A 21575-nucleotide genomic window follows, 5' to 3' on the forward strand; every position below is an offset into this window, starting at 1 on the left:
GCTCCGAGCGGGGAAACGGGGATGCGAAACCGCAGCCCTGAGGACTACAACAGGGCGATGACCGTCTTCCTCTGTACCGAGTGCGGCACCGCGATCACCCCGGAACTGACCGAGCTCGCCACCGTCCCCGACGTCTCCGACGACGAGCAGGACCGGGACGCCACGACACGCCGGGCTCCTTCCACCGTTCCGCGGGGCCGGTACGCGATCGATCCCGAGCCCTGGGGCCATCCCTACGTCGTGCAGGACGATCAGGAAAACCCGAGGCGGGCTCAGTCACGCGGACTTCTGGTCCTTCGTGACGACGGCTTCGTCATCTCGGCGGGCAGCAGGCAGACGGTGCTGACGCATCCCGACGCCGCCGCCGGCCTGCTGCCGCTTCCCCACTGGGAGAACAGCAACGGGTGCTGCGGACCGACCGGCAACCAGGGGCTCAACCGCGCCTGCGCCTGCGGCGCTCAGGTCGCGACCCTCGCGGCCGACTGCTTCGGGCCCTACGAACTGCACCTCGACCCGGTGCGGACCTACGCCCACGATCCGAGCGCCGCCGACGAGGCCTGACGCACGGCCCCAGGCGTCCTCACTCCTCCCCGGGCCGGGCGGCTCCGTATCGTGGGCGCGAAGGTTCTTCAGGCGTTCAGGGGTTGGGTGCGCATCGCAGATCACGCCAGGTGGGGCCGGAGCTTTCCGGTGAACAAGCCGGCCGGTGCCCTGCTCGGGCCCGGCCGCTACTACGGGTGGGGGTGGGACGCCTTCACGGACTGCCTGTGCGGTGGATTCGCAGTGGCCCCGCCCTTCACCTTGACCTGGCACGCCTCCGAGGTCGCGCGCCGCGCGCTGGCGGACGTCGTAGAGGATCCGCAGGACGGTCTTTCCTCCTTCGAGGAGATCGTTCGGCTCCTCGAGCGGCGCGGGGTCACGGTCGTGCTCCGGTGAGCCGCGGGTGCCCGAGCGCATACGGCTCGCGGACGGGCTGAGCCGGCCGGTCGGGTGAGGCCGTGCGTGCCGGACCGGGCGGGCTCGGCCGCCCGGTCCGGACGCGATCAGGCGCCCACGTACGTCGCCAGGTGCTCCCCGGTGAGGGTGGTGCGGGCTTCGACCAGGGCGGTGGGGGTGCCTTCGAAGACGATGCTGCCGCCGTCGTGGCCGGCGCCGGGGCCGAGGTCGATGATCCAGTCGGCGTGTGCCATGACCGCCTGGTGGTGTTCGACCACGATCACCGACTTGCCGGAGTCGACGAGGCGGTCGAGGAGGCCGAGAAGCTGCTCCACGTCGGCGAGGTGCAGGCCCGCGGTCGGCTCGTCGAGTACGTAGACCCCGCCCTTCTCCGCCATGTGCGTGGCCAGCTTGAGCCGCTGGCGCTCCCCTCCGGAGAGGGTGGTCAGCGGCTGCCCGAGGCTGAGGTAGCCCAGGCCCACGTCCGCCATCCGCTCCAGGATCTTGTGCGCGGCCGGGGTGCGCGCCTCGCCTTCGCCGAAGAACTCGGCGGCCTCGGTGACCGGCATCGCGAGGACCTCGCTGATGTCGCGGCCGCCGAGGTGGTGTTCCAGGACCGAGGCGTGGAAACGCTTGCCCTCGCACTCCTCGCAGACGGTGGAGACCCCGGCCATCATCGCCAGGTCGGTGTAGACGACCCCCGCGCCGTTGCAGCCGGGGCAGGCGCCCTCGGAGTTGGCGCTGAACAGGGCCGGCTTCACGCCGTTGGCCTTGGCGAAGGCCTTGCGGATCGGGTCGAGCAGGCCCGTGTACGTCGCCGGGTTGCTCCGCCGGGAACCGCGGATCGCGCCCTGGTCCACCGAGATGACGCCCTCGCTGGCCGGGATCGAGCCGTGGACGAGCGAGCTCTTGCCGGAGCCCGCGACGCCGGTGACCACGACGAGCACCCCGAGCGGCACGTCGACGTCGACGCCCCGCAGGTTGTGCGTCTTCGCGCCGCGGATCTCCAGCTTTCCGTTCGGCTCGCGCACCGTCTCCTTGAGGCTCGCGCGGTCGCCGAAGTGCCGGCCCGTGATGGTGTCGCCCGCCCGCAGCCCCTCGACGGTGCCCTCGAAGCAGATGGTGCCGCCGCCCTGGCCCGCGCCGGGACCGAGGTCGACGACGTGGTCGGCGATCGCGATCGTCTCCGGCTTGTGCTCCACGACGAGCACCGTGTTGCCCTTGTCGCGCAGCCGCAGCAGGAGGCCGTTCATCTGCTGGATGTCGTGGGGGTGCAGGCCGACCGTGGGCTCGTCGAACACGTAGGTGACGTCCGTGAGCGAGGAGCCGAGGTGGCGGATCATCTTGACGCGCTGGGCCTCGCCGCCCGACAGCGTGCCCGAGGGCCGGTCCAGGGACAGGTAGCCCAGCCCGATCTCCACGAACGAGTCCAGGGTCTGGCGCAGCGTGGCCAGGAGCGGGGCCACCGAGGGCTCGTCGAGGTCGCGGACCCACTTGGCCAGGTCGCTGATCTGCATCGCGCAGGCGTCGGCGATGCTGATCTTCTTGATCTTCGAGGACCGGGCCCCGGCGCTGAGCCGGGTGCCCTCGCAGTCGGGACAGACGGTGAAGGTCACCGCGCGCTTCACGAACGCCCGGATGTGCGGCTGCAGCGCTTCGACGTCCTTGGAGAGCATCGACTTCTGGAGCTTCGGGATGATGCCCTCGTAGGTGAGGTTGATCCCCTCGACCTTGATCTTGGTCGGCTCCTTGTGGAGCAGGTCGCTCAGCTCGCGCTTGGTGTACTTGCGGATCGGCTTGTCCATGTCGAAGAAGCCGGAGCCGCTGAAGATGCGGCCGTACCAGCCCTCCATCGTGTAGCCGGGGATGGTGAGGGCGCCCTCGCTGAGGGACTTGGTGTCGTCGTACAGCGCGGTGAGGTCGATGTCGTTGACCGAGCCCCGGCCCTCGCAGCGCGGGCACATGCCGCCGGTGATGCTGAAGCTGCGCCGCTCCTTCACGGTCTCCCCGCCGCGCTCCATGGTGACCGCCCCGGACCCGCTGATCGAGGCCACGTTGAAGGAGAAGGCCTTGGGCGAGCCGATGTGCGGCTTTCCGAGCCGGCTGAACAGGATGCGCAGCATCGCGTTCGCGTCGGTGGCGGTGCCCACCGTCGAGCGGGGGTCGGAGCCCATCCGCTGCTGGTCGACGGTGATCACGGTGGTCAGCCCGTCGAGCACGTCCACCTCGGGGCGTGCGAGGGTCGGCATGAAGCCCTGGACGAAGGCGCTGTAGGTCTCGTTGATCAGCCGCTGCGACTCGGCGGCGATGGTGTCGAACACCAGGGAGCTCTTGCCCGAGCCGGACACGCCGGTGAAGACCGTGAGCCGGCGCTTGGGGATCTCGACGCTGACGTCCTTGAGGTTGTTCACCCGCGCGCCGTGTACGCGGATCAGGTCGTGGACGTCGGCGGCGTGCGGCTCGGGTGACTGCGCGCCCGTCCTCGTGACCTTGCTCATCGTGTCTCCATACTGTTGGGCTGACGCCGCTCTGTCGGGCCGGCGCCGCCTGCGCGGTCGCGGCAACGCCCTCCTGTCTACCCGATCGGCGGTGTCATCCGGGGCGGCGCCAGGTAAGAGGTGTGGCGGATCTCAGCGCGTGCGGGGCTGGTGGAACCGGATCATGTTGCCGGACGGGTCGCGGAAGGCGCAGTCCCGGACGCCGTACGGCTGGTCGATCGGCTCCTGGAGCACCTCGCCGCCGGCGGCCCGGATGCGTTCGAAGGTGGCGTCGCAGTCGTCGGTGCGGAAGATGACACCGCGCAGCAGGCCCTTGGCCAGCAGGTCCGTCATGGCCTCCCGGTCGGCGGACGAGGCGTTCGGGTTCGCGACGGGCGGTTCGAGGACGATGTCCACATCGGGCTGCGCGGGCGATCCGAGGGTCACCCAGCGCATCCCTTCGAAGCCGACGTCGGCCCGGACCTCCAGCCCGAGGACGTCCCGGTAGAAGGGGAGCGCCGTGTCGTGGTCGTCGACGGCTATGAAGCACTGCGAAAGGTTGATGTCCATGGGTTTCACGCTACGGGCGGGGGGCCGGCCGGTGCTTCTCCGTTCCTGACCGCTTTCACCGACCGGCCGCGGGCCGTACGGAGAGCCAGTCGCCCGCCGCGAAGGAGTCGGCGCCGATCACGGTGCGGCCGGTGCGGGGGGCCGTGACGGTGAGCACGCCCTCCGTGCGGCCGGCCGCGAAGCGGGGCGCGCCGACCGTGATGACGGCGGCCCGCTTGCCAGTGGCCCGGCGGAACTCCGCCAGGAGGCGCAGGCGCAGGGCGGCCTCCTTGCGGTCCACGGCCTGCGGCGCGTACGGCTCCACGACGGCCAGCGCTCCGGTGCCCGACTCCCGGGAGGCCGTCGCGAGGGCCGCGCGCAGGGCCGTGATCCGGTCCAGGCCGCCACCGGCGAGGGTGGGGCGCGTGGAGCCGAGCGGCAGGAACCGTACGCCCCGGTGCACGAAGGCCGGGCGGCCGGCGCCGGTCAGTACGAAGTCGACGGCTGCGATCCGGGCGGCGGCCGCGGCCGGCCGGGCTCCGGCAGGCGCGACCGCGAACCGCCAGGGCATGGAGTCCACCCGGGCCGCCGTGGCCACGATCGGATCCGGGGAGTCGGGCGTACGGACCACCCCGGTCGGCGGCGTCCGCGCCGCCAGGGTGTCCAGCAGCAGCCGCGGGGCGGCGGCGGTCCTGGCCGGGTCCTTGGCCTTGGCCGGGCCCTTGGTGCGGGTGGCCGCGGGGGTGGTGGCCGAGAGCCGGGTCACGGTGAACGGGCGCTCCGCCATCGCCGGGAGCGGCAGCCTGATCTCCCGCCAGCCGGTCCAGTCCACCGCGGGCCCGCGCAGGACCGCGGCGGCCCCGTCGCCGTCGGCGAGTTCCACCGCGGGCCGCGCCCCGGAGCCGTCTCCGTGCACCCAGAGCGAGAGCGACCGGGCCAGTTCGGGGACCCGGAGCGGCCGGGGCGGGCTCCCCGCCGCGGTCCCGCCCCCGGCGGGCGGTACGAGGGCGAGCCCCCGGCCGGGACGCCCCTGCCCGGGCGCGACACCGGGCCCGGTCCACCGGCCGGCGTCCTCCAGATCCGCGAGCACCACGTCCGACAGCCCCACCCCGAGGGCCACCTGGGCCGGGGCCGGGGGCGCGGCAGCACCGGAGGCACGTGCGGTGACCGAGGTGGGTGCCCCATCTGCTGCGCCTGTAGGGACAGTTGCGTTTGCCTGGCCCGCTGGAGCGGCCGCGCTCAAGGCTCTTGCCCCAGCCGGGACGCCCCGTACCGTGGCGCGCAGCTGGCCTGTCGCGTTCGGGACCCGGGCGGTTACCGTGAAGCCGCCGTGTCCGTCGTCGGCCACCCGCCACCGGGAACGGTCGAAGTCGAGCTCCACGTCCCGGGGTTCGATCACGGCGGCGGCGCCCTGCGCGTCGTACCCGGTCAGGACGAAGCGCGCGGACTCGCCCTCCTCCGCGAGCCCGATCCGCTCCGGCACGGCCCGGATCCGGGTCGGGGCCCCCAGCACGTCGAGGCGGAGCGCCCCGCTCGCCGCTCCGAGGCGGGCCCGCACCTCCACCGGGCCGGGGCCCGACGCGCGCAGGACCCCGTCGGGACCGATCCGGCCCCGGCCCTCCGGGAGGGACCAGCCCGGCGCCTTCTCCTGCGCGGGCACCGGACCGAGCAGTGCGTCGTACGGGGTGGCCCCGAGGGTTCGCGTCAGGCCGGGGAAGGCCCGGGCGGAGCCGCCGACGGGCTCGATCCGGTAGCCGGCGGCGCGGCCGTCACCCGCCGGGGCGGTCAGGACCAGGCCGTTGGGGACCGGGCGCTGGCGGCCGTCGGACGGGGAGTTCTCCACGGTCAGAGCCGCCTGCCCGGTGAGCGCGGCGAGCAGGGTCGAGGAGCCGCCGCCGTCCAGGTTGAGGGCGTCGTGGGCGCCGAGCCGGTGCATCAGCCGGCCGAGCGCCGTCAGGGTCATGCCCCCGCTGTCGCGCTGGCGGCCGTCGACGGTGACCAGGCGGGCCCGGCGGCCGTCGCGGGAGAAGCCGACGGCGGTGCGCGGCGCGGCCGCGTTGTTCGGCTCGCCGTCGTGGTTCTGCGGGACCCCGGCCACCACGAGCGCCTCCCGGCCGCCGACCGCGCTCACCGGGAGCGGCCCGCCCCCGGCGTCCACCGGCCGGGCCGCCACCGTGACCGCGTCCCCGGGGCGCAGGGCGGCGAGTTCCGGCGCCGCCGCGCCCGCCGCGACCAGCAGGGTGGTTCCGGGTGCGGGACGCTCCCGGCGCGCGGGGCCCCGTACCGCCGCGCGCACGGCCGTGACCCGGCCCTCGCGCAGCTCCACCGCCGGTCCCGTCGCGGGGAGTCCGTCCGCCGGCCAGTCGGCGGTGTAGGCGGCGAAGCCCTCGGCGGGAGGGCGTGCGGCGTTGAAACCGGCGAGCGGGCGCACCGCGCCGCCGGGCAGGGCGACGCTCCCCTGCAGGGCCAGGCGCAGCACCCGGCCCGGCCCGTCGGCACCGAAGCCGACGGCCTGTCCCGCGCCGGCCGAGGCCGCGTGCAGCAGCCGTCCGGCGCCGATGCCGGGGCCGAGCGGGGCGCCCGTACCCCGGATGTCGAAGAAGTCCCCGTTCACGGCGGCGACCGCGCGGCGGCCCCGCCCCGCGGGGTGGCGGGCGGCGGAGTCGGAGACGGTGGCGACGCCCCGGCCGCCGAGGTACTCCGCACGCACACCGGAGCCCGCGCCCTCGCCCGCCAGCTGCACGTCGAGTTCGTCGATGCGCAGCCACCGGTCGGCTTCCAGCCGGTCGTACGACTCCAGCCGTACCCCGGGGGCGATCTGCCGGGCGGTACGGGCCGTCTCGATCCCCTCTCCCCCGCCGCCCCCGGAGGCATGGGCCGGCGGGGATGCCGGGGCCACGAGCAGCACGGTGAGCAGGGCCGGCAGCAGGACGGACGACAGCGGGCACAGGGGGGACATCCAGGCAGGATCGGCCAGCGTTGTGCATATGAGCAGATGAACACAGCGCGAGTCCGGTGGTGTCAGCCATTCGCCCGCACCAAGTCATCCGAAGGTGCCGTCTGAAACCTTGGCCCCGCCACGTCTTCGACCCGGGGGTACGACCTCATGTCTTTCAGCGCGACCGGCTCACCGCAGCCCGTCGACGAGCCGTTGCCGGAGTTGCCGGAGTTGCCGGAGCTCACCGCGGAGCCGCTCGCTCCGCTGCGCCCGCCCGGGGGTCTCGCGGCGGCCGCGACCGCCCTGCTCGCCCTCTCCGGGCTGTACGCCCTGCTCCTGGCCGGAACCGGCGCGTACCTCGGTGCGGCCCTGCGCGCCGGGCGCTACCCGGACGCGGGCACCGAGGACGGCGGCACCCTGCCGGACACCTTGATGGCCCTGGCGGGCCTCGTGGAAATTCCGCTGCTGGTCGTCACGGCGGCCGTGTTCATCACCTGGTTCCACCGGGTCCACCACAACGCCCGGATCCTCGGCCGGGCGACGGTCACCCGGTCCGCGGCCTGGGCCGTGGGCGGCTGGTTCGTGCCCTTCGCCTTCCTCCGTATCCCGTACAGGATGGCGAAGGAGATCTGGGCCGCCAGCCTGCTGCGCGGGCCGGACGATGCCGACCGGCCCGTCCCGACGGCGCCCGTCACCAGGTGGTGGCTGGTGTGGATCACCGCGCTGTTCGCCAACCGCGTCTTCGGCATCCTCTGGGGCCGCGCCGACGACCCGGACGGGCTCGCCACGGCCGCGACCGCCGCAGCCGCGTACGGCGTGGTGCTGCTCGCGGCCTCCGTCCTCGCGATCCGCTTCGTGCGCGCACTGACGGCGATGCAGACCGCCAGGGGCGCGCAAGGCGGCCTGGAAGCGTCCGAGTAGCCCGCGGAACCCGTGCCGGACGCGTCCGAGTAGCCCTCGGAACCCGTGCCGTACGCTCCCGCTCCAGCCACCCGCCCCGGCAGACCCGCGCCTACCCGGCACCAGGCTCCGGGGCCGGAGCCGCGGCCGTGGCCGGAGCCGGGGCCGGGGCCCGAGCCGGAGCCGAGGCCCGAGCCGGGGCCGGAGCCAGGGCCGGAGCCGCGGCCGGAGCCGGGGCCGGGGCCCGGAGGGCGGGATCCTGGACGGCGAACTCGCACCACACGCACTTCCCGCCGCCCCGCGGCTCCACGCCCCAGGCGTCCGCGAGCCGGTCCACCAGCATCAGGCCGCGCCCCGACACCGCCCAGTCGTCGGCCTCCCGCCGCCGCGGCAGGTCGCTGCTGGTGTCCTCCACCTCGATCCGGATCCGGCCCTCCGGGGTCAGCCGCATGCTGACCCCGTCGGCGCCGTCCGTGTGGACCAGCGCGTTGGTCATCAGCTCGTCCGCCGCCAGCTCGATCTCGTCGGCCCGGTCCCGGGCGCCCCACGCCGCGGCGGCCGCCCGGATCAGGTGGCGGGCCATCGCCGGGGCGTCCGGGTCCCCCGGGGTCAGGCGGTGTCGCAGCGGGCCGCCGCCGCGCGGGAGCGGGGTGCCGCGCCGGCGCAGCAGCAGCAGGGCCATGTCGTCGCCGCCGCCCGAGTCCCCGACCAGGTCGCACAGCACGTCGGCGAGTTCCACCACGTCCGCGGGCCCGTCCCGGACGGCCTCCATGAGCTCGCGCACCCCCGTGTCGGGATCCGCGCCGGGCCGTTCGGTCAGCCCGTCCGTGCACAGCAGCAGGGTGTCCCCGGGGTGCAGTTCGAGGCTGGTGACGGGGTACCCCGTACCGCCGGCGCCGGAAGCACCCGGGTCACCGGCGCCACCCCCACCGGCCCCGCCCGGACCGCCCGCCCGCTCCGCCGCCGCGAGCCCCAGCGGCAGCCCGCCCGCCACCTGCACCCGGTGGCAACTGCCGTCTCCGCGCCGCACCACGGGGTCGAGGTGCCCGGCGCGGACCAGCCGGGCCATGCCGCTGGTGAGGTCGATGTCGGCGTACGTGCACGTGGCGAAGCGTTCCGTCTCCAGGTCCCGCAGGAAGGCCGAGGCCCGCGCCATGGCAGCGCCGGGGGTGTGGCCCTCGGCGATGTACGCGCGCAGCGCGATGCGCAGCTGGCCCATGACGGCGGCGGCGTCCGTGTCGTGGCCCTCCACGTCGCCGATCATCACGCCGACCCGGCCCTCGCCCAGCGGGACCACGTCGTACCAGTCGCCGCCGATGTCCCGCCCCATCCGGGCGGCCCGGTACCGCACGGCGATCACCGCACCCGCCACCGCCGGGATCCGGCGCGGCAGCATGGCCTTCTGGAGGCCCTCGGCGAGGTCGTGCTCCTGCTCGAAGAGGATGGCCCGCTGGAGGCTCTGCGCGATGCCGCTGCCCAGCGCCATCAGTACGTTGCTCTCCTCAGCGTTGAAGTCGCCCTCCCTCGTATAGAGCAGTCCGAGCGCGCCGACGGCCCGGCCCTGGGCGATCAGCGGGAGGTAGACCCCGCTGCGGACGGCCAGCGGCTCGATGTACGGCCACAGCTCCGGGTAGCGGTGCTGGAACTCCTCGCGCGAGCCGAGGTACACCGGCCGCAGGGTCCGTACCGCCTCGCTCATCGGCAGGGGTGCGTCGATCCGCGTGTACTCGGTCTCCGGTACGTACGCCCCGATCTGCCCCTCCGCGACCAGGTGGATCCGGCCGCCGTCGACCACGCCGAGCATGACGCTGACCGCGCCGAGGTGGCCGAGGGCCTCGGGGTCCTTGAGGACGTCGGTGACGTCGTTGACGGTGCGGGCGTGCGCGAGGATCGCCGTGGTCCGCTCGATGACCCCCGTCATGCGGCGCCGGCCCTCGTCGCGCTCACCGGCCGCGCCGGGCTCGCCGGGGTCGTGGACGGCGTCGCGGACGATCCCGATGATCCGGTACGGACGCCCGTGCGGGTCCCGCAGGACGCGGCCCTGGACATGGGTCCAGCCCGGAGCCCCGTCCCGGTCGCGGCTGCGCACGTAGGCCCCGTAGTGGCTGCGGCCGGCCTTCAGCGCCTGCGCGATGCGGGCGTCGAGCCGGGCTTCCTCGCCGGGCGCCAGGCGCACGCGCAGGCCTGCGGGGGTGCCCGTGAACTCCTCGGGGCGCAGGTCGAAGACCCCGAGGGCGGTGGTGTCCAGAAACATCTGCCCGCTGTCGAGGTCCCAGTCGAAGGTGCCCATGTGGTTGAGCGCGAGGCTCGTGTCCGTCCGGGCAGGCCACTCGACCTGGGGGGTCACTCCCCATTCGGCCACACCTTCAGGGTCTCACTCCTGCACGGTCCGCGCCGGTCCGCGGGGGCCCTGCCCAGCGGGACGGGGTGGGGTGCGGGACCTCTGCCGGGGAGGTACGGGACGGGGCGCGGGCCCCCTTCGGGGTGGGGTACGGGACGGGGCGCGGACCCCCTGCCGAGGGGGTACGCGGACGGAGCGCGGGTCCCTGCCGGGGCGGTAGGCGGACGGAGCGCGGGTTCGCGGTACGCGAAGGACGGATCCGGCGTGTCGGCCGGACCCCGCCGGCCCGCGTGCGCTAGCGGCCCCTCGGGGTGCCGAAAACCGGGCCGAAAAAGGACCAAAGTCCCGGCCTGTCATGACTTTGGCCTAATGGGCGACTTGTACGATTTCGCGAAGATCGATCCGTTCATGATCATCTTTGCTGGCGTCAGCAACCCCCCGGCACGGGGTCGTTGACGCCCACGGCTGTGTGGGGTGTGGCTTGTCGCAAGCGCCGAAGAGGACCGGAGAACCGGCCGGAATACCGGAGGGAGGGGCGGAGGGAGCGGAGGAAAGGGCAGAGGGAGAGGCGTCGAATCAGACGGCGGAAGGGGCCCGGACCCCCGGCCGGATATCCGCCCCGCCCACCGGCTCCGCGCACCTCGACACCGGCACACCCGACGAAACGGCCGCCGACCAGCGCTCGGGCCCCGGCCCCATGTCCGGAACCGGGTCCGGCCCAGGGTCCGGCTTGCGCTCCGGATCCGAGTCTGCGGTCGACTCGGGCCGGGGCTCAGACACCGGGCCCGGGTGCGGATCCGGGTCTGAGATCGACTCGGGCCGGGGCTTGGGCCCTGGGTCCGGCCCCGGCCCCGCTCTCGGCTCCGGATCTGGCCCCGGCGACGGCTCGGTCTCGGTCTCGGGCCTCGGGTCCGGATCGGGGTCAGGACCCGGCTCCGCCCTCGGCTCCGGGTTTGGCTCGCGCCTCGGCTCCGGATCTGCCCCTGAGGTCGACTCAGGCCCCGGCCCCGGCCCCGGCTCTGGCCCCGGCCTCGGCTCGGGCTCGGGCTCGGGCTCGGGCTCCGGACCCGGATCCAGCTCCAGGTCCGCGTCTCGGGTCGGCTCGGCCTCCGAGTCCAGCTCGAGCTTTGCCTCCGGCTCCGGCCCGGGCTCAAGGCTCGGGCCCGGGCCGGGGTCAGGCCTCGGCCCCGGGAGCGGATCCAGCTCCGGGGCCGCGTCTGAGGTCGGCTCCGGGCCCGGGGCTCGTGCCGGGCGTGGGGGTCTGGTGGTGCGGTCGTACCGGGATCCGCTGGTTCTTGGTCCCCTCTTTCGCGACGAGGAAGCGGTCGGGGCCCGGGTGGCAGCGGACGCCGTCGGCGGCCCGGGCGGGCCCCGTCGGGCCGGCGGGCCGGCCGCGGAGCCGGGCGCCCTTCGGCAGGCCGCCGTCCGCGCGGCGATACCCCGGCCCGCCCATCCGGACACGGCTGCGGTACCGGCCCAGCCCCGGACCCTGCCCGCCGTCCTCGACCCCGAGCTCACCGAACACTCCGCGCGGGCCTGTTCCGGCTGGTGGGCGCTGCTCGCCGCCGCGCTCACCACGGGCGGCGCCGCCGCCCTCGCCCGGTTCGAGGAGCTCCGGCCCGCCACCTCCCCCGCCGAAGCCTGGCCCCTGGCCGCCGTCGTGTGCTGCGCGCTCCTCACGCTCGCCGCGCTCGGCGGACTGCGGCGCGGCCGCGCCGGTCAGGCCTGGTCGCTGACCCTGTTCGGCCGCTACCGCGGCACGATCCGGCGTACCGGCCTGATCTGGTCCAACCCCGTACCCCGGCACACCCGCGTCGACGTGCGGCTGCGCCACTGGCGCAGCGAGCCGCTCCGCGTCGTCGACTCCGAGGGCACCGCGCTGCGATCCGTGGTCCTCGTCGTCTGGCGGGTCAGGGACACCGCCCGCGCACTCCTGTCGGTCGACGACCACACCGCGTACCTGCGCGGACAGGTGGAGTCCACGACCGCACGGGTGCTCTCCCGGATGCCCGCCGACTCCTTCGACCCGGAGCCTGACGGACCGGACGGCCCGGGCACTCTGCGCGACACCGAGGCCGTCGGCGACGAGCTGACCCGGCTGCTCGCCGCCGAGTGCAAGGCCGTCGGCGTCGAAGTCTTCTCCGCCCGGCCGCTGCACGTCGAGTACGCCCCCGAGGTCGCCGCGGCGATGCAGCGCCGCCGGGTCGCCTCGATCGACGCCCGGCACCGGGACTCCGTCCTCACCTCCGTGCTCGACGCCGTCGACGACACCGTGCACCGGATGTCGGACCGCGGGCTCGTGAGCCTGGACGACTACGAACGCAAGGCCCTGGTCAAGGACTTGACCGTGGCCTTCTACACGGCGCGCGGCCCTGCCGCCGACGCCCGCTGAAAACACCCCCGATGGATAAGGAATCATGCATGCGCACGCCCGAGTTCACCGAAGAAATACCCGACAGTTGTGACTGCACCGGCTGCGCCACGACGGCCATGACGGCCACCGCGGCCCGCCGCCGCTGCACCCTGCGCGGCGCCGTGGTCGCGGCCGTCGGCGCGACGCTGCTGATGGGCACCGGGGTGGGCACCGCGTCCGCCGAGCCCGCACCGGCACACGCAGGCTGGGACGGATCGAAGTACTGGTACAAGGACGCGACCGGCTGGTGGCGCTGGACCCAGCACTACAGCAAGTACGTGGCGAACAGCGGCCGTTCCTCCGCCGGGACCTCGTCGTCCTCGTCCTCCTCGTCGTCCTCCGTACGCACCACCGAGCCGACCTTCCGCGGCCGCGCGGGCTGGGACGCCACGGACCGCGTGTACTGGTACAAGGACGGCACCGGCTGGTGGCGCTGGACCCAGCACAAGGACAAGTACCAGCGCTTCGCCGGCGGATCCGGATCGGGCTCCGGATCCGGCTCCTCCTCGGGCTCGTCCGGCTCCTCGGGTTCCTCGGGTTCCTCGGGTTCCTCCGGCACGCCCATCCGGCAGGGAACGGAGGGTGCCATCTCCTTCGCCAACCGCCACCTCGGTGACCCGTACGTCTGGGGCGGCAACGGCCCCCGCGGCTGGGACTGCTCGGGTCTGGTCCAGGCCGCGTACCGCTCCGCGGGCATCGGCCTCCCCCGCGTGGCTTCGGACCAGTACCGGGCCACCACCCCGATCTCCCGCTCCGAACTGCGCCGCGGAGACCTGGTGTTCTGGACCTCGAACGGCAGCGTCTCGGGCATCCACCACGTCGCCATCTACCTCGGTGGCGGCACATACATAGAGGCCCCCCGCCCGGGCAAGCAGGTCCGCGTCTCCAGCTTCAGCGCGTACAACCCGAACCTGTACGGGCGCGTCCGCTAGCAGCCGCCTGCGCACCACAGCGGCACCAGACCTCCCCGAGGGCCATCGGCCCTCGGGGAGGTCTTCATGTCGGGCGGGGTCCTACTGGTTGCCGCTACCTCCGTCCTGGCCTGCGTCGGAACCCTGCTCGTTACCGTCTCCGGGCCCGATCGGTGAGGGCCGCGGCGGGGGCGTCGGCTTGGGCGGCGGAGGCGGAGGCGGCAGCTCGGGCTTCGGCGACACCTGCGGCGGGGGCGTCGGCTTGGGCGGCGGGGGCCGGACCGAGGTTACCGGGGGCGGCGGAGGCGCCGCCGAAGAGGTCCTGGGCGGGGGCGTCGGCTTCGGTTCCGCCGAGCTCCGCGAGGGCGACGGCGCCACCGCGCTCTTCGAGGGCGACGGGGTGGGCGACACGGACGGTGACTCCGAGGGGGACTTCGACCCGGTCACCGATGCCGAAACCGACTCCGAGGGCGACACCGACGGTGACTCCGAAGGTGACGTGGACAGGGACGGTGACGGTGACTCGGAAGCCGACTTCGAGGCCAATGCCGAGGCCGACTCCGAGGGCGAGACCGACGGTGACTCCGAAGGCGACGTCGACGGAGAGGTGGAGGGAGACTCGGACGGGGACTCGGAGGGGGACACCGACGGGGACGGCGAGGTCAGCGTCGGCGACGGGGAAGTCACCGTCGGGGAGGGGGAGGTGACCGTCGGGGACGGCGAAGTGAAGGTCGGCGACGGCGACGTGAACGTCGGCGACGGCGGGTGGGTCGTGAAGATCGGGGTCGGGATCACCGGCGGCGGGATCGGACGGTCGTGGAGGCCGTGGTGGTCGCCCCGGTCGCGCTCGAACCAGCGGCTGTCGTGGTAGTCGTAGATCACGAACTTGTTCACGACGGTCACGGACGGTGCGATGGCCACGACCTGCGAGGGCTGGTACGAGGTCCAGGGCTGACCGAACCGCTTCGGGTTGGCCTTCAGCGCCACCGGCGGCCCGAGCGGGTTCCCGCAGGCGCACCGCACGCGCGGTACGCCCCGGTCGTCCACGAGGACGGCGGTCCCGGTCTGGAGCACGGACTGGTAAGTGGTGGAGCGGCCGTCCACGTAACCGTGGTTGGTGACCCGGGTGTCCACCCGGAGCTGGACCGGGGTGAGGGAGCGCAGGTACCCCGGCACGGCCGTCGGCGCGATGCCGAGCGACGAGGCGAAGGCGGCGTTCTTGCCGGGCTCCGCCGAGAGCACCCGGATCTGCTTCTCCACGTCACAGGCGGGCACGGCCGGCGTGCCCCCGTACAGCTCGGGCGAGGCTCCGCTGACACTGCGGGTGGCCGCGGTCGCCGTGGCCGGCGGGGGCTTCGGCGCGGGCTTCGATTCGGGCTTCGTCTCGGGCTTCGTCTCGGGCTTCGTCTCGGGCTTCGTCTCCGGCTTCTTCTCCGGCTTCTTCTCCGGCGTCGAGGGCGGCGGGGGCGGCGGGCTCTCGGGCGGCGGCGTGGCCTGCTTGGCAGCGGTGGACTCGGTGAAGGGGTCGGGCCCGGAGGCCGCCGCGGGCTGCAGGAAGACCTCGTTGCCCGCGGAGGTGGTGGTACCACCGCCGCCGCTGGGCCTGGTCAGTACGACGGCCAGGGTCACGGCGGCGGCGAGGGCGACGATCGTGGTGGCGAGCCGGGGAACGGAGCGCCACCAGGCCTTGTGCGGGGGTTCGGGGGGCCCGGGGGGCACCCCGCTCCCGGATCCTCCGGGAGGGGCCGGAGGCGGCGGTGGCGGGGGCCCCTCCCGGCCCCCGGACAGGGGCCCGGAGGGAGGTCCCGTGGGGCGCCCGGACGAAGACGACGGCGGCTGCGAGGGCGGCTGTGACGGCTGTGTCGGCCACGGCGGCTGCTGGCCGGAGGGTTGAGTGGTCACGGGCTCTTCTTCCCAGGCGGAGGGGTTCCGGTCCCCTGTGGACGTTCCGCTGCGGACCCTGTGTGCGTGGTGTGGGTTGCGTGCGTGGTTCGCGTTGCGTGCGCGGTCAGCGTTGCGTTCGTTGCGCACGCCGCGGGTGCCGCGTGCGCTGCTCCGTGGACGTTCCGTTATGGAACTTCCGCGGGTCATCAGCGGAAATCTCCGGATTTCATGCACTCCTGGCGACCATTGTGTGCGCCGTCCGGGTGGTGGACGCAAGCCGAGCTGCCTACGGTGGCAGGGTGAGCCCTACAACGGCACCGGTCGCGCGAGCCTGGCGCGACGCCCTCGTCGCGGTTCTCGCGGGCTTCGTGGTGATGGCCGTGGTGGCCGCCGTGGGGCTCGCCCTGGCCGGCGCCGGCGATCTGCCCGGCGGCGCCTTCCCGCACGTGGTGGCCGCCGTCGTACTGATGGCCGCGGGCGGCTCGGTCGACGTGACCGGCGGGGCCGGCTTCCTCGCGGATGCCGACGCGAGCCTGTCCCTGCTCCCCCTCTCCGTCAGCCTGGCCGGCGCGCTGACCGTCGGCTGGCTCTTCCTGCGCCCCCTGCACAACCGGGCCGTGGCCGGGGCCCGCGAACTCCTCGCCCGCGCCGCGCCCTTGGTGATCCTCTGGCTGGCGGCGCTGACCGGTGTCGCCCTGCTGTCCCGCCAGAACTTCGCGGTCTCCACGGGCGATTCGGTCCTCGGCGACATCGGCGACATCGGCGAAGTCCTCGACGCCGCCCCGACGGTGGGCTTCGAGGCCGCGATCCCCGCCAGCCTCGGCTTCGGACTGCTGTGGATCCTGGGCCTGTCGCTGATCTCGCTCCTCGTCTCCCGGCGCGCGCCGCTCCCGGCCGGGCTGGTCCGCTTCCACGCGGCGGTGCGCCCGGCGGCGTTCGCCGTGGTCGCGCTGCTCCTCGCGTACGTGGTCATCGGGATCGGTGCCGGCCTGGTGGTGGCGGCCACCCAGGGGCATGCGGACCGCACCCTGGCGGTGATCCTGCTGGGCCTGCCCAACCTGGTCTGGCCCGCCCTGACCCTCGGCTTCGGCGGGGCCTGGGAGGGCAGGGCCGAAGGGCCGTTCGGGCTGCCCGTACCGAAGGTCCTGGACGAGGTGCTGCGCGCCACCGGTCAGGGCTCCGCACCGGACCTGTCCACCATCGACGTGGCTTCGCTCGCGGAGCGGGACTCCCGGGCGTGGTGGCTCGTGGTGCTGGCCGTCGTCCTGCTGCTCGGCGCCGGCGCGCTGGCCGCCACCCGCTCCCCGGCGCACGTCCGCCCCTGGCAGCACGCGCTCCACCTGGCCGTGGCCCTCGCCCTGGGCACCCTGGTGGTGTGCCTGCTGGCCCGGATCCAGGCCCAGTTCGGCCTCTCCCTGCTGGGCATCGGCGACGCGAGCGACCTCGGCGGCGACGTGGAGCTGCGCCCGCTGCTCTGGCGTACGGTCGGGTTCGCCTTCCTCGCCGGCGCGGTCGCGGGCTTCCTCGGCGCCCTGCTCCCCCGGCGGCGCCGCGACGAACCCGCCCGCCGGACCGAAGCTCCCACCACCCGCTGACCCCTCCGCCGTTCCCGGCAGGCCACCCCCGCCTCCCACCTCGACCGGCCTGGCCACCCGGACCGACCCGGCCACCCCGACCACCCGTTGCGCCGTTCGAGTGAACAGTCGCAAATCGGCTCATCGGGGGATCGTTTCCGCATGACACGCTCGTCTCCGTGAACATGACCAAAGGCCTGTTCCGGCCGCTCCACGCCGCAGGCCTGATCGCCCTCTCCGCGCTCGCCCTGACCCTCTCCACCGCCCTCCCCACCCAGGCGACCGGCCCCGGCGCCCGCCACCTCTCCGGCATCACCGGCCGCAAGGACGCCTCCGCCCAGGCCGTGTCCGTCAGCAGGGTGTTCTGTCCGCGCGGCACGGCCGTGCAGTCCGGCGGGTACTCCACCACCCACTGGGACCACGGCCGCGACGGCACGCTCCGGCACACCGTCCTGGCCTCGCACCCCGTCGTCGACGAGGACGGCCGCAGGGGCTGGTACGCCTCCGCCGCCCACGCCGAGGTCACGGCCCACGTCGTGTGCGCGCCCTCCCCCGAAGAGGACTAGAACACCGGGGCCCAAGAACGCCCGCGGGGGCCTAGAACACCGGCAGCGCCCACCTCGGCGGTGGCGGCGGCGGCCCGTCGGGGGGTGCCGGGGCGGCAGGCGTGCGGAGGAAGGCCGCCACACCGGGGCCCGCGCCCTCCCCCTCGCCCGCCCGGCGCAGTGCCCCCGTGAACTCCAGGCAGCTCCCCCACCGGTCCTCGGGCGCCTTCGACAGGGCCCGTGCCAGCACCTCGTCCACCCCCGGCGGGAGGCCTGCGCGCCGCGAGGAGACCGCCGGGGGCGGATCGTACTGGTGGGCCCAGAGCAGTGCCATGTCGTCGTCGCGCCGGAACGGCGGGCCGCCGGCCAGGGTTTCGTAGACCACGCACGCCAGGCTGTAGACGTCGCACCGGCCGTCGACCGGCTTCCCGGCGATCTGCTCGGGCGCCACGTAGTCCAGGGTCCCGACGAACTGCCCGACGCTCGTGAACCCGGTCAGCGACAGCGACTTCTTCGTCAGCCCGAAGTCCGTCAGGTAGACGTGCTCGGGGTGGTCGCTGTCGGTGCCGCCCGCGACCAGGATGTTGCCGGGCTTCACGTCCCGGTGCACCAGGTCGTGGGCGTGCGCCGCGTCCAGGGCCGAGGCGACCTGGCCGGCGATCCGGGCCGCCGCGTCCACCGGCAGCGGGCCCGTCCGGTCCAGCATGGCCCGCAGGTCCTGTCCGGCCACGTAGCGCATGGCGATGTACAGCATGCCGTCGGTCTCCCCCGCCTCGAAGACGGGCACGATGTGCGGATGGTCGATGGCCGCAGCGACCTTCGACTCGTGCGCGAACCGCCGGCGGAAGACGTCGTTGCGGGCCAGTTCGGGCGCGAGCAGCTTCAGCGCGACGGTCCGGTCCAGCCGTACGTCGTGCGCGCGGTAGACGACCGCCATTCCCCCGCGCCCGATCTCGGCCTCCACCACGTATCCGGCGATCCGCCGGCCCCGGAGGTCGGATTCACGGCCGCGGAACGGCTCCGCGGCCGGATCGGAGCCCATCAGCGCGCCTCGGTCCCGGGCAGCTCCACGATCTTCGTGGGTTCGTGCGGAACATGCGGAACATCTCGTACGTCGCCACCGCCCTCGGTGTCCGCTTCCTGCGGCGGTGTCTGCGGCGCGGCCGGGGCACCGGGTCCCGCGACGACCGCGTAGGTGGCCAGACGGCTCCCGTCCCCGTACATCCACCGTCCCGCCGTCTCGTCGTAGAGCCATACGGACTCCCCGTCGACGACGACGCCGACGCGCAGTCCCCGCAGGGACCGCCGGAAGGATTCGGGGTCGAGCCGGCCTGCCGCGAGGTCGGTGACGGCCCGCCGGTAGCGCTCCAGTTCCTCGGCGCACCGGGTGAGCAGCGGCTGCGGGTCCTCGACGCGGGTCAGCGGGCGCCCGCCGGTCGGCGGGGGCTGCGGCACGGCGAGCAGCAGGCGTCCGTCCACCCAGGCGGACCATCCGTTGGCGCACAGGATCTCCCCCCATTCCCCGCGCCGGGACAGCAGCCGTACGGGGAGGAAGGCGTCGAGCGGCACCGTCGGGCGGGTCAGGTCCGGGGTCTCCCAGGCGGGAAGTCCGTCCTGCGGCACGATGTGGGTGGGCCGGAATTCCGCGGCTTGGCCGGGGCTCGTCATCGCGGCTACTTCCGCATGATGGCCGGCTCGTGGCGGCGCAGCACGCGGCCCACCAGGACGATGAACAGCACGGCCAGGCCGGCGAGCGCCGCCACCTCCATGAGCCACAAGCGGGGCTCGTGGTCGAACATCGGGTCCTGGGTGATCTTGCCGGGCACGATGGCGCCGAGGTCGATGGTGGCCGCCATCGCGCCCATGGCCCAGCGGGCCGGCACGAACCAGGCGAACTGTTCGATGACGGGGACCCCGGTGAGTTTCAGCAGGGAGCCGCAGAAGACGACCTGCACGATGGTGAGCAGGACCAGCAGCGGCATGGTGACCTCTTCCTTAGTCACCAGGGCGGAGATCAGCAGCCCGAGCACCATGGCGGTCACGGACAGCAGGGCGACCACGAAGGTGATCTCGATCAGCGGGGGCAGGAAGAGGCCCTTGCCGCCGGGGGCGTTGGTCTTGACCCCGGCGAGGCCGACAAGGGTGAGGACCACCGCCTGGGCGACGGTGATGGCACCGAGGACCACCACTTTGGACATCAGGTAGGCCGACCTGGAGAGCCCCACGGCGCGTTCGCGCTGGTAGATGACGCGTTCCTTGACCAATTCGCGGACGGCGTTGGCGGCTCCGGTCAGGACGCCGCCCACGCACAGGATGAACAGGGCGTTGAGCGCCGTCTCCGGGCCGAGTTCACTGCCCGCCAGCGCGCGGGCCATGGCCCCCATGACGAACGGCAGGGCGACCATGATGATCAGGAAGGTGCGGTCGGCGCTGAGCACGGCGGCGTACCGGCGGATCAGGGTGGAGAGCTGCGAACCCCAGCTCTGCGCCTTGGGCGGCGGCTTCGGCGCGATGCCCGCGGCCCATTCCGCGGTTCCCTCGGCCGGGACCCGGCCGGCGACGTCCACGTAGCGCCGGTGCAGCGGCGAGGCCCGGTGCTCCCCGGCCCAGTCGCGCTCTCGCTCGTTCTCGAAGGCTTCGAAGGCCTCGGGCCACTGGTCGAAGCCGAAGAAGCCGAGCGCCTCGTCCGGGGGCCCGTAGTAGGCGATGCGGCCGCCGGGCGCGAGGACCAGGAGGCGGTCGCAGACGCTCAGGTTGAGCACGCTGTGGGTGACGACGATGACCGTGCGGCCGTCGTCGGCGAGGTCGCGCAGCATGTTCATCACCGAGCGGTCCATGCCCGGGTCGAGTCCGGAGGTGGGTTCGTCCAGGAAGAGCAGGGAGGGCTTGGTCAGCAGTTCCAGGGCGACGGAGACCCGTTTGCGCTGGCCGCCGGAGAGGCTGTGGATGGGCTGGTCGGCGCGCTGCTGGAGGCCGAGTTCGCCGATCACCTCGTCGACCCGGGCCTCGCGTTCGGCCTTGGCGGTGTCCTGCGGGAAGCGCAGCTCGGCGGCGTAGGCGAGGGCTCGGCGCACGGTGAGCTGGGCGTGCAGGATGTCGTCCTGCGGGACGAGGCCGATGCGGCTGCGCAGTTCGGCGTAGTCCCGGTAGAGGTCGCGGCCGTCGTAGAAGACGGTGCCGTGGTCGGCCGGGCGCAGGCCGGTCAGCGCGCCGAGCAGGGTGGACTTGCCGGCGCCGCTGGGGCCCACCACCGCGAGCAGGGAGGTGGCGCCGACGGGGAAGGAGACGCCGTCGAGGAGGGTCTTGCGGCCGTTGTCGACGGCCACGCGCAGATCCTGGACGTCGAGGGAGACCTGGCCGGTGTCCACGTACTCCTGCAACTGGTCGCCGACCAGGCAGAAGGCGGAGTGGCCGATGCCGACGATGTCGCCCTCGCCGATGGTGGCGGCCCCGGTGAGGCGGGCACCGTTGAGGTAGGTGCCGTTGTGGCTACCGAGGTCCACGATCTGGTACCCGCCGCCGGGGCGGGCGCGCAGTTCGGCGTGGTGGCGGGAGACGACGAGGTCGTCGATGACGAGCTCGTTGTCGGGGGCGCGGCCGATGCGGACTGCGGCCCGGTCGGCCAGCGGGCGGATCGAGGTCGGCTGCCGGAAGGTGCTGGTCCGGTCCGGGCGGGAGACCGAGGAGGGCCGGGATGTGACGGCGGGTTCGGCGAAGCGGACGCGCGGTCCGTCGGCGGCGCTGCCGAAGCGCAGCTCGCTGCCGACGCCGACCGCCCACTCGTGGACGCGGTGGCCGTCGACCCACGTTCCGTTGGTGCTGTCCTCGTCCTCCAGCGTCCAGTGGTCGCCGTCCGGACGCAGGATCGCGTGGTGCCAGGAGACGCGGGCGTCGTCGAGGCAGATCTCGCAGAGGGGGTCCCGGCCGACGTGGTACGTCCGGCGCGGGCTCATCGCGGTGGAACCCCTGTCCGTTTCCAGCAGGAGCTCTGGCGCGGTCGGCACACCGGGGCGCTGGGCCATGGGCCGATTTTCCCACGATCCGGAGCACCCGGCATAACCGCAGGTCAGCGCGGGCTTATGGGTAATGACAACGGTCCCCGTTGCA

At 74.0% G+C, this 21575-nt stretch carries 14 protein-coding genes and 1 pseudogene; 7 read left to right on the forward strand and 8 right to left on the reverse strand.

Annotated elements, in window-relative coordinates:
* The first annotated feature begins 21 nt into the window (after positions 1–21).
* Entirely contained in the window at positions 22–561 is a 540-nt protein-coding gene (locus tag OG435_RS06460) for a hypothetical protein (protein WP_266875839.1), read from the forward strand.
* Between the two features lie 129 nt (positions 562–690).
* Positions 691–936 carry a barstar family protein gene (locus tag OG435_RS06465; RefSeq protein WP_266875840.1) on the forward strand — a complete coding sequence of 82 codons (246 nt, stop codon included), beginning with the start codon at positions 691–693 and terminating at the stop codon, positions 934–936.
* A gap of 107 nt (positions 937–1043) precedes the next feature.
* Here the strand turns inward: OG435_RS06465 and OG435_RS06470 are convergent, their stop codons facing one another.
* The 3 genes from OG435_RS06470 to OG435_RS06480 form a co-directional block, all read right to left on the reverse strand.
* Positions 1044–3434 (reverse strand): excinuclease ABC subunit UvrA, encoded by a 2391-nt coding sequence (locus tag OG435_RS06470; protein WP_266875841.1) that lies wholly within the window; start codon positions 3432–3434, stop codon positions 1044–1046.
* Positions 3435–3566: 132 nt separating this feature from the next.
* Positions 3567–3983, reverse strand: coding sequence for a VOC family protein (locus OG435_RS06475; RefSeq protein ID WP_266875842.1), 417 nt, complete (start codon positions 3981–3983; stop codon positions 3567–3569).
* Between the two features lie 55 nt (positions 3984–4038).
* Positions 4039–6921, reverse strand: a complete 2883-nt coding sequence (locus tag OG435_RS06480; protein ID WP_266875843.1) for a phosphodiester glycosidase family protein — start codon at positions 6919–6921, stop codon at positions 4039–4041.
* Between the two features lie 147 nt (positions 6922–7068).
* Here OG435_RS06480 and OG435_RS06485 point away from each other — a divergent pair, with 147 nt between their 5' ends.
* Positions 7069–7821, forward strand: a complete 753-nt coding sequence (locus tag OG435_RS06485) for a DUF4328 domain-containing protein (RefSeq protein WP_266875844.1) — start codon at positions 7069–7071, stop codon at positions 7819–7821.
* A gap of 91 nt (positions 7822–7912) precedes the next feature.
* Here OG435_RS06485 and OG435_RS06490 read toward each other — a convergent pair whose 3' ends face one another.
* A complete protein-coding gene (locus tag OG435_RS06490; RefSeq protein WP_430625589.1) occupies positions 7913–10162 on the reverse strand; it encodes a SpoIIE family protein phosphatase in 2250 nt (749 codons plus the stop codon).
* 1315 nt (positions 10163–11477) lie between these two features.
* Between OG435_RS06490 and OG435_RS06495 the strand changes: the two genes are divergently transcribed.
* Positions 11478–12533 carry an SPFH domain-containing protein gene (locus OG435_RS06495; RefSeq protein ID WP_266875845.1) on the forward strand — a complete coding sequence of 352 codons (1056 nt, stop codon included), beginning with the start codon at positions 11478–11480 and terminating at the stop codon, positions 12531–12533.
* Positions 12534–12562: 29 nt separating this feature from the next.
* Positions 12563–13486 (forward strand): C40 family peptidase, encoded by a 924-nt coding sequence (locus tag OG435_RS06500; protein ID WP_266875846.1) that lies wholly within the window; start codon positions 12563–12565, stop codon positions 13484–13486.
* A gap of 522 nt (positions 13487–14008) precedes the next feature.
* On the opposite strand, the pseudogene OG435_RS06510 reads toward OG435_RS06500, so the two are convergent.
* Positions 14009–15253: pseudogene (locus tag OG435_RS06510) on the reverse strand (DUF6777 domain-containing protein); the annotation flags it as partial.
* A 395-nt stretch (positions 15254–15648) separates the two neighbouring features.
* Here OG435_RS06510 and OG435_RS06515 point away from each other — a divergent pair.
* Positions 15649–16944 carry a streptophobe family protein gene (locus tag OG435_RS06515; protein WP_266875847.1) on the forward strand — a complete coding sequence of 432 codons (1296 nt, stop codon included), beginning with the start codon at positions 15649–15651 and terminating at the stop codon, positions 16942–16944.
* Between the two features lie 158 nt (positions 16945–17102).
* Positions 17103–17489, forward strand: coding sequence for a hypothetical protein (locus OG435_RS06520; RefSeq protein WP_266875848.1), 387 nt, complete (start codon positions 17103–17105; stop codon positions 17487–17489).
* A gap of 31 nt (positions 17490–17520) precedes the next feature.
* Here the strand turns inward: OG435_RS06520 and OG435_RS06525 are convergent, their stop codons facing one another.
* From OG435_RS06525 to OG435_RS06535, 3 genes are read right to left on the reverse strand one after another with little or no spacing between them, the layout of a single operon-like run.
* Positions 17521–18510, reverse strand: a complete 990-nt coding sequence (locus OG435_RS06525; RefSeq protein ID WP_266875849.1) for a serine/threonine-protein kinase — start codon at positions 18508–18510, stop codon at positions 17521–17523.
* Positions 18510–19136 carry a hypothetical protein gene (locus OG435_RS06530; RefSeq protein ID WP_266875850.1) on the reverse strand — a complete coding sequence of 209 codons (627 nt, stop codon included), beginning with the start codon at positions 19134–19136 and terminating at the stop codon, positions 18510–18512. Before OG435_RS06530 ends, OG435_RS06525 begins: the two co-directional genes overlap by 1 nt.
* Positions 19137–19141: 5 nt before the next feature.
* Positions 19142–21490, reverse strand: coding sequence for an FHA domain-containing protein (locus OG435_RS06535; protein ID WP_266875851.1), 2349 nt, complete (start codon positions 21488–21490; stop codon positions 19142–19144).
* Between the last annotated feature and the right edge of the window lie 85 nt (positions 21491–21575).

The sequence above is a fragment of the Streptomyces sp. NBC_01264 genome, from assembly GCF_026340675.1.
Taxonomy (GTDB): Bacteria; Actinomycetota; Actinomycetes; order Streptomycetales; family Streptomycetaceae; genus Streptomyces.

Excerpts from the sequence above, each read along its gene's own strand:
- OG435_RS06535 (WP_266875851.1), bottom strand. The coding sequence starts at position 21,490 with ATGGCCCAGCGCCCCGGTGTGCCGACCGCGCCAGAGCTCCTGCTGGAA.
- OG435_RS06485 (WP_266875844.1), top strand. The coding sequence starts at position 7,069 with ATGTCTTTCAGCGCGACCGGCTCACCGCAGCCCGTCGACGAGCCGTTG.
- OG435_RS06460 (WP_266875839.1), top strand. The coding sequence starts at position 22 with ATGCGAAACCGCAGCCCTGAGGACTACAACAGGGCGATGACCGTCTTC.
- OG435_RS06530 (WP_266875850.1), bottom strand. The coding sequence starts at position 19,136 with ATGACGAGCCCCGGCCAAGCCGCGGAATTCCGGCCCACCCACATCGTG.
- OG435_RS06525 (WP_266875849.1), bottom strand. The coding sequence starts at position 18,510 with ATGGGCTCCGATCCGGCCGCGGAGCCGTTCCGCGGCCGTGAATCCGAC.
- OG435_RS06475 (WP_266875842.1), bottom strand. The coding sequence starts at position 3,983 with ATGGACATCAACCTTTCGCAGTGCTTCATAGCCGTCGACGACCACGAC.
- OG435_RS06470 (WP_266875841.1), bottom strand. The coding sequence starts at position 3,434 with ATGAGCAAGGTCACGAGGACGGGCGCGCAGTCACCCGAGCCGCACGCC.
- OG435_RS06480 (WP_266875843.1), bottom strand. The coding sequence starts at position 6,921 with ATGTCCCCCCTGTGCCCGCTGTCGTCCGTCCTGCTGCCGGCCCTGCTC.
- OG435_RS06500 (WP_266875846.1), top strand. The coding sequence starts at position 12,563 with ATGCGCACGCCCGAGTTCACCGAAGAAATACCCGACAGTTGTGACTGC.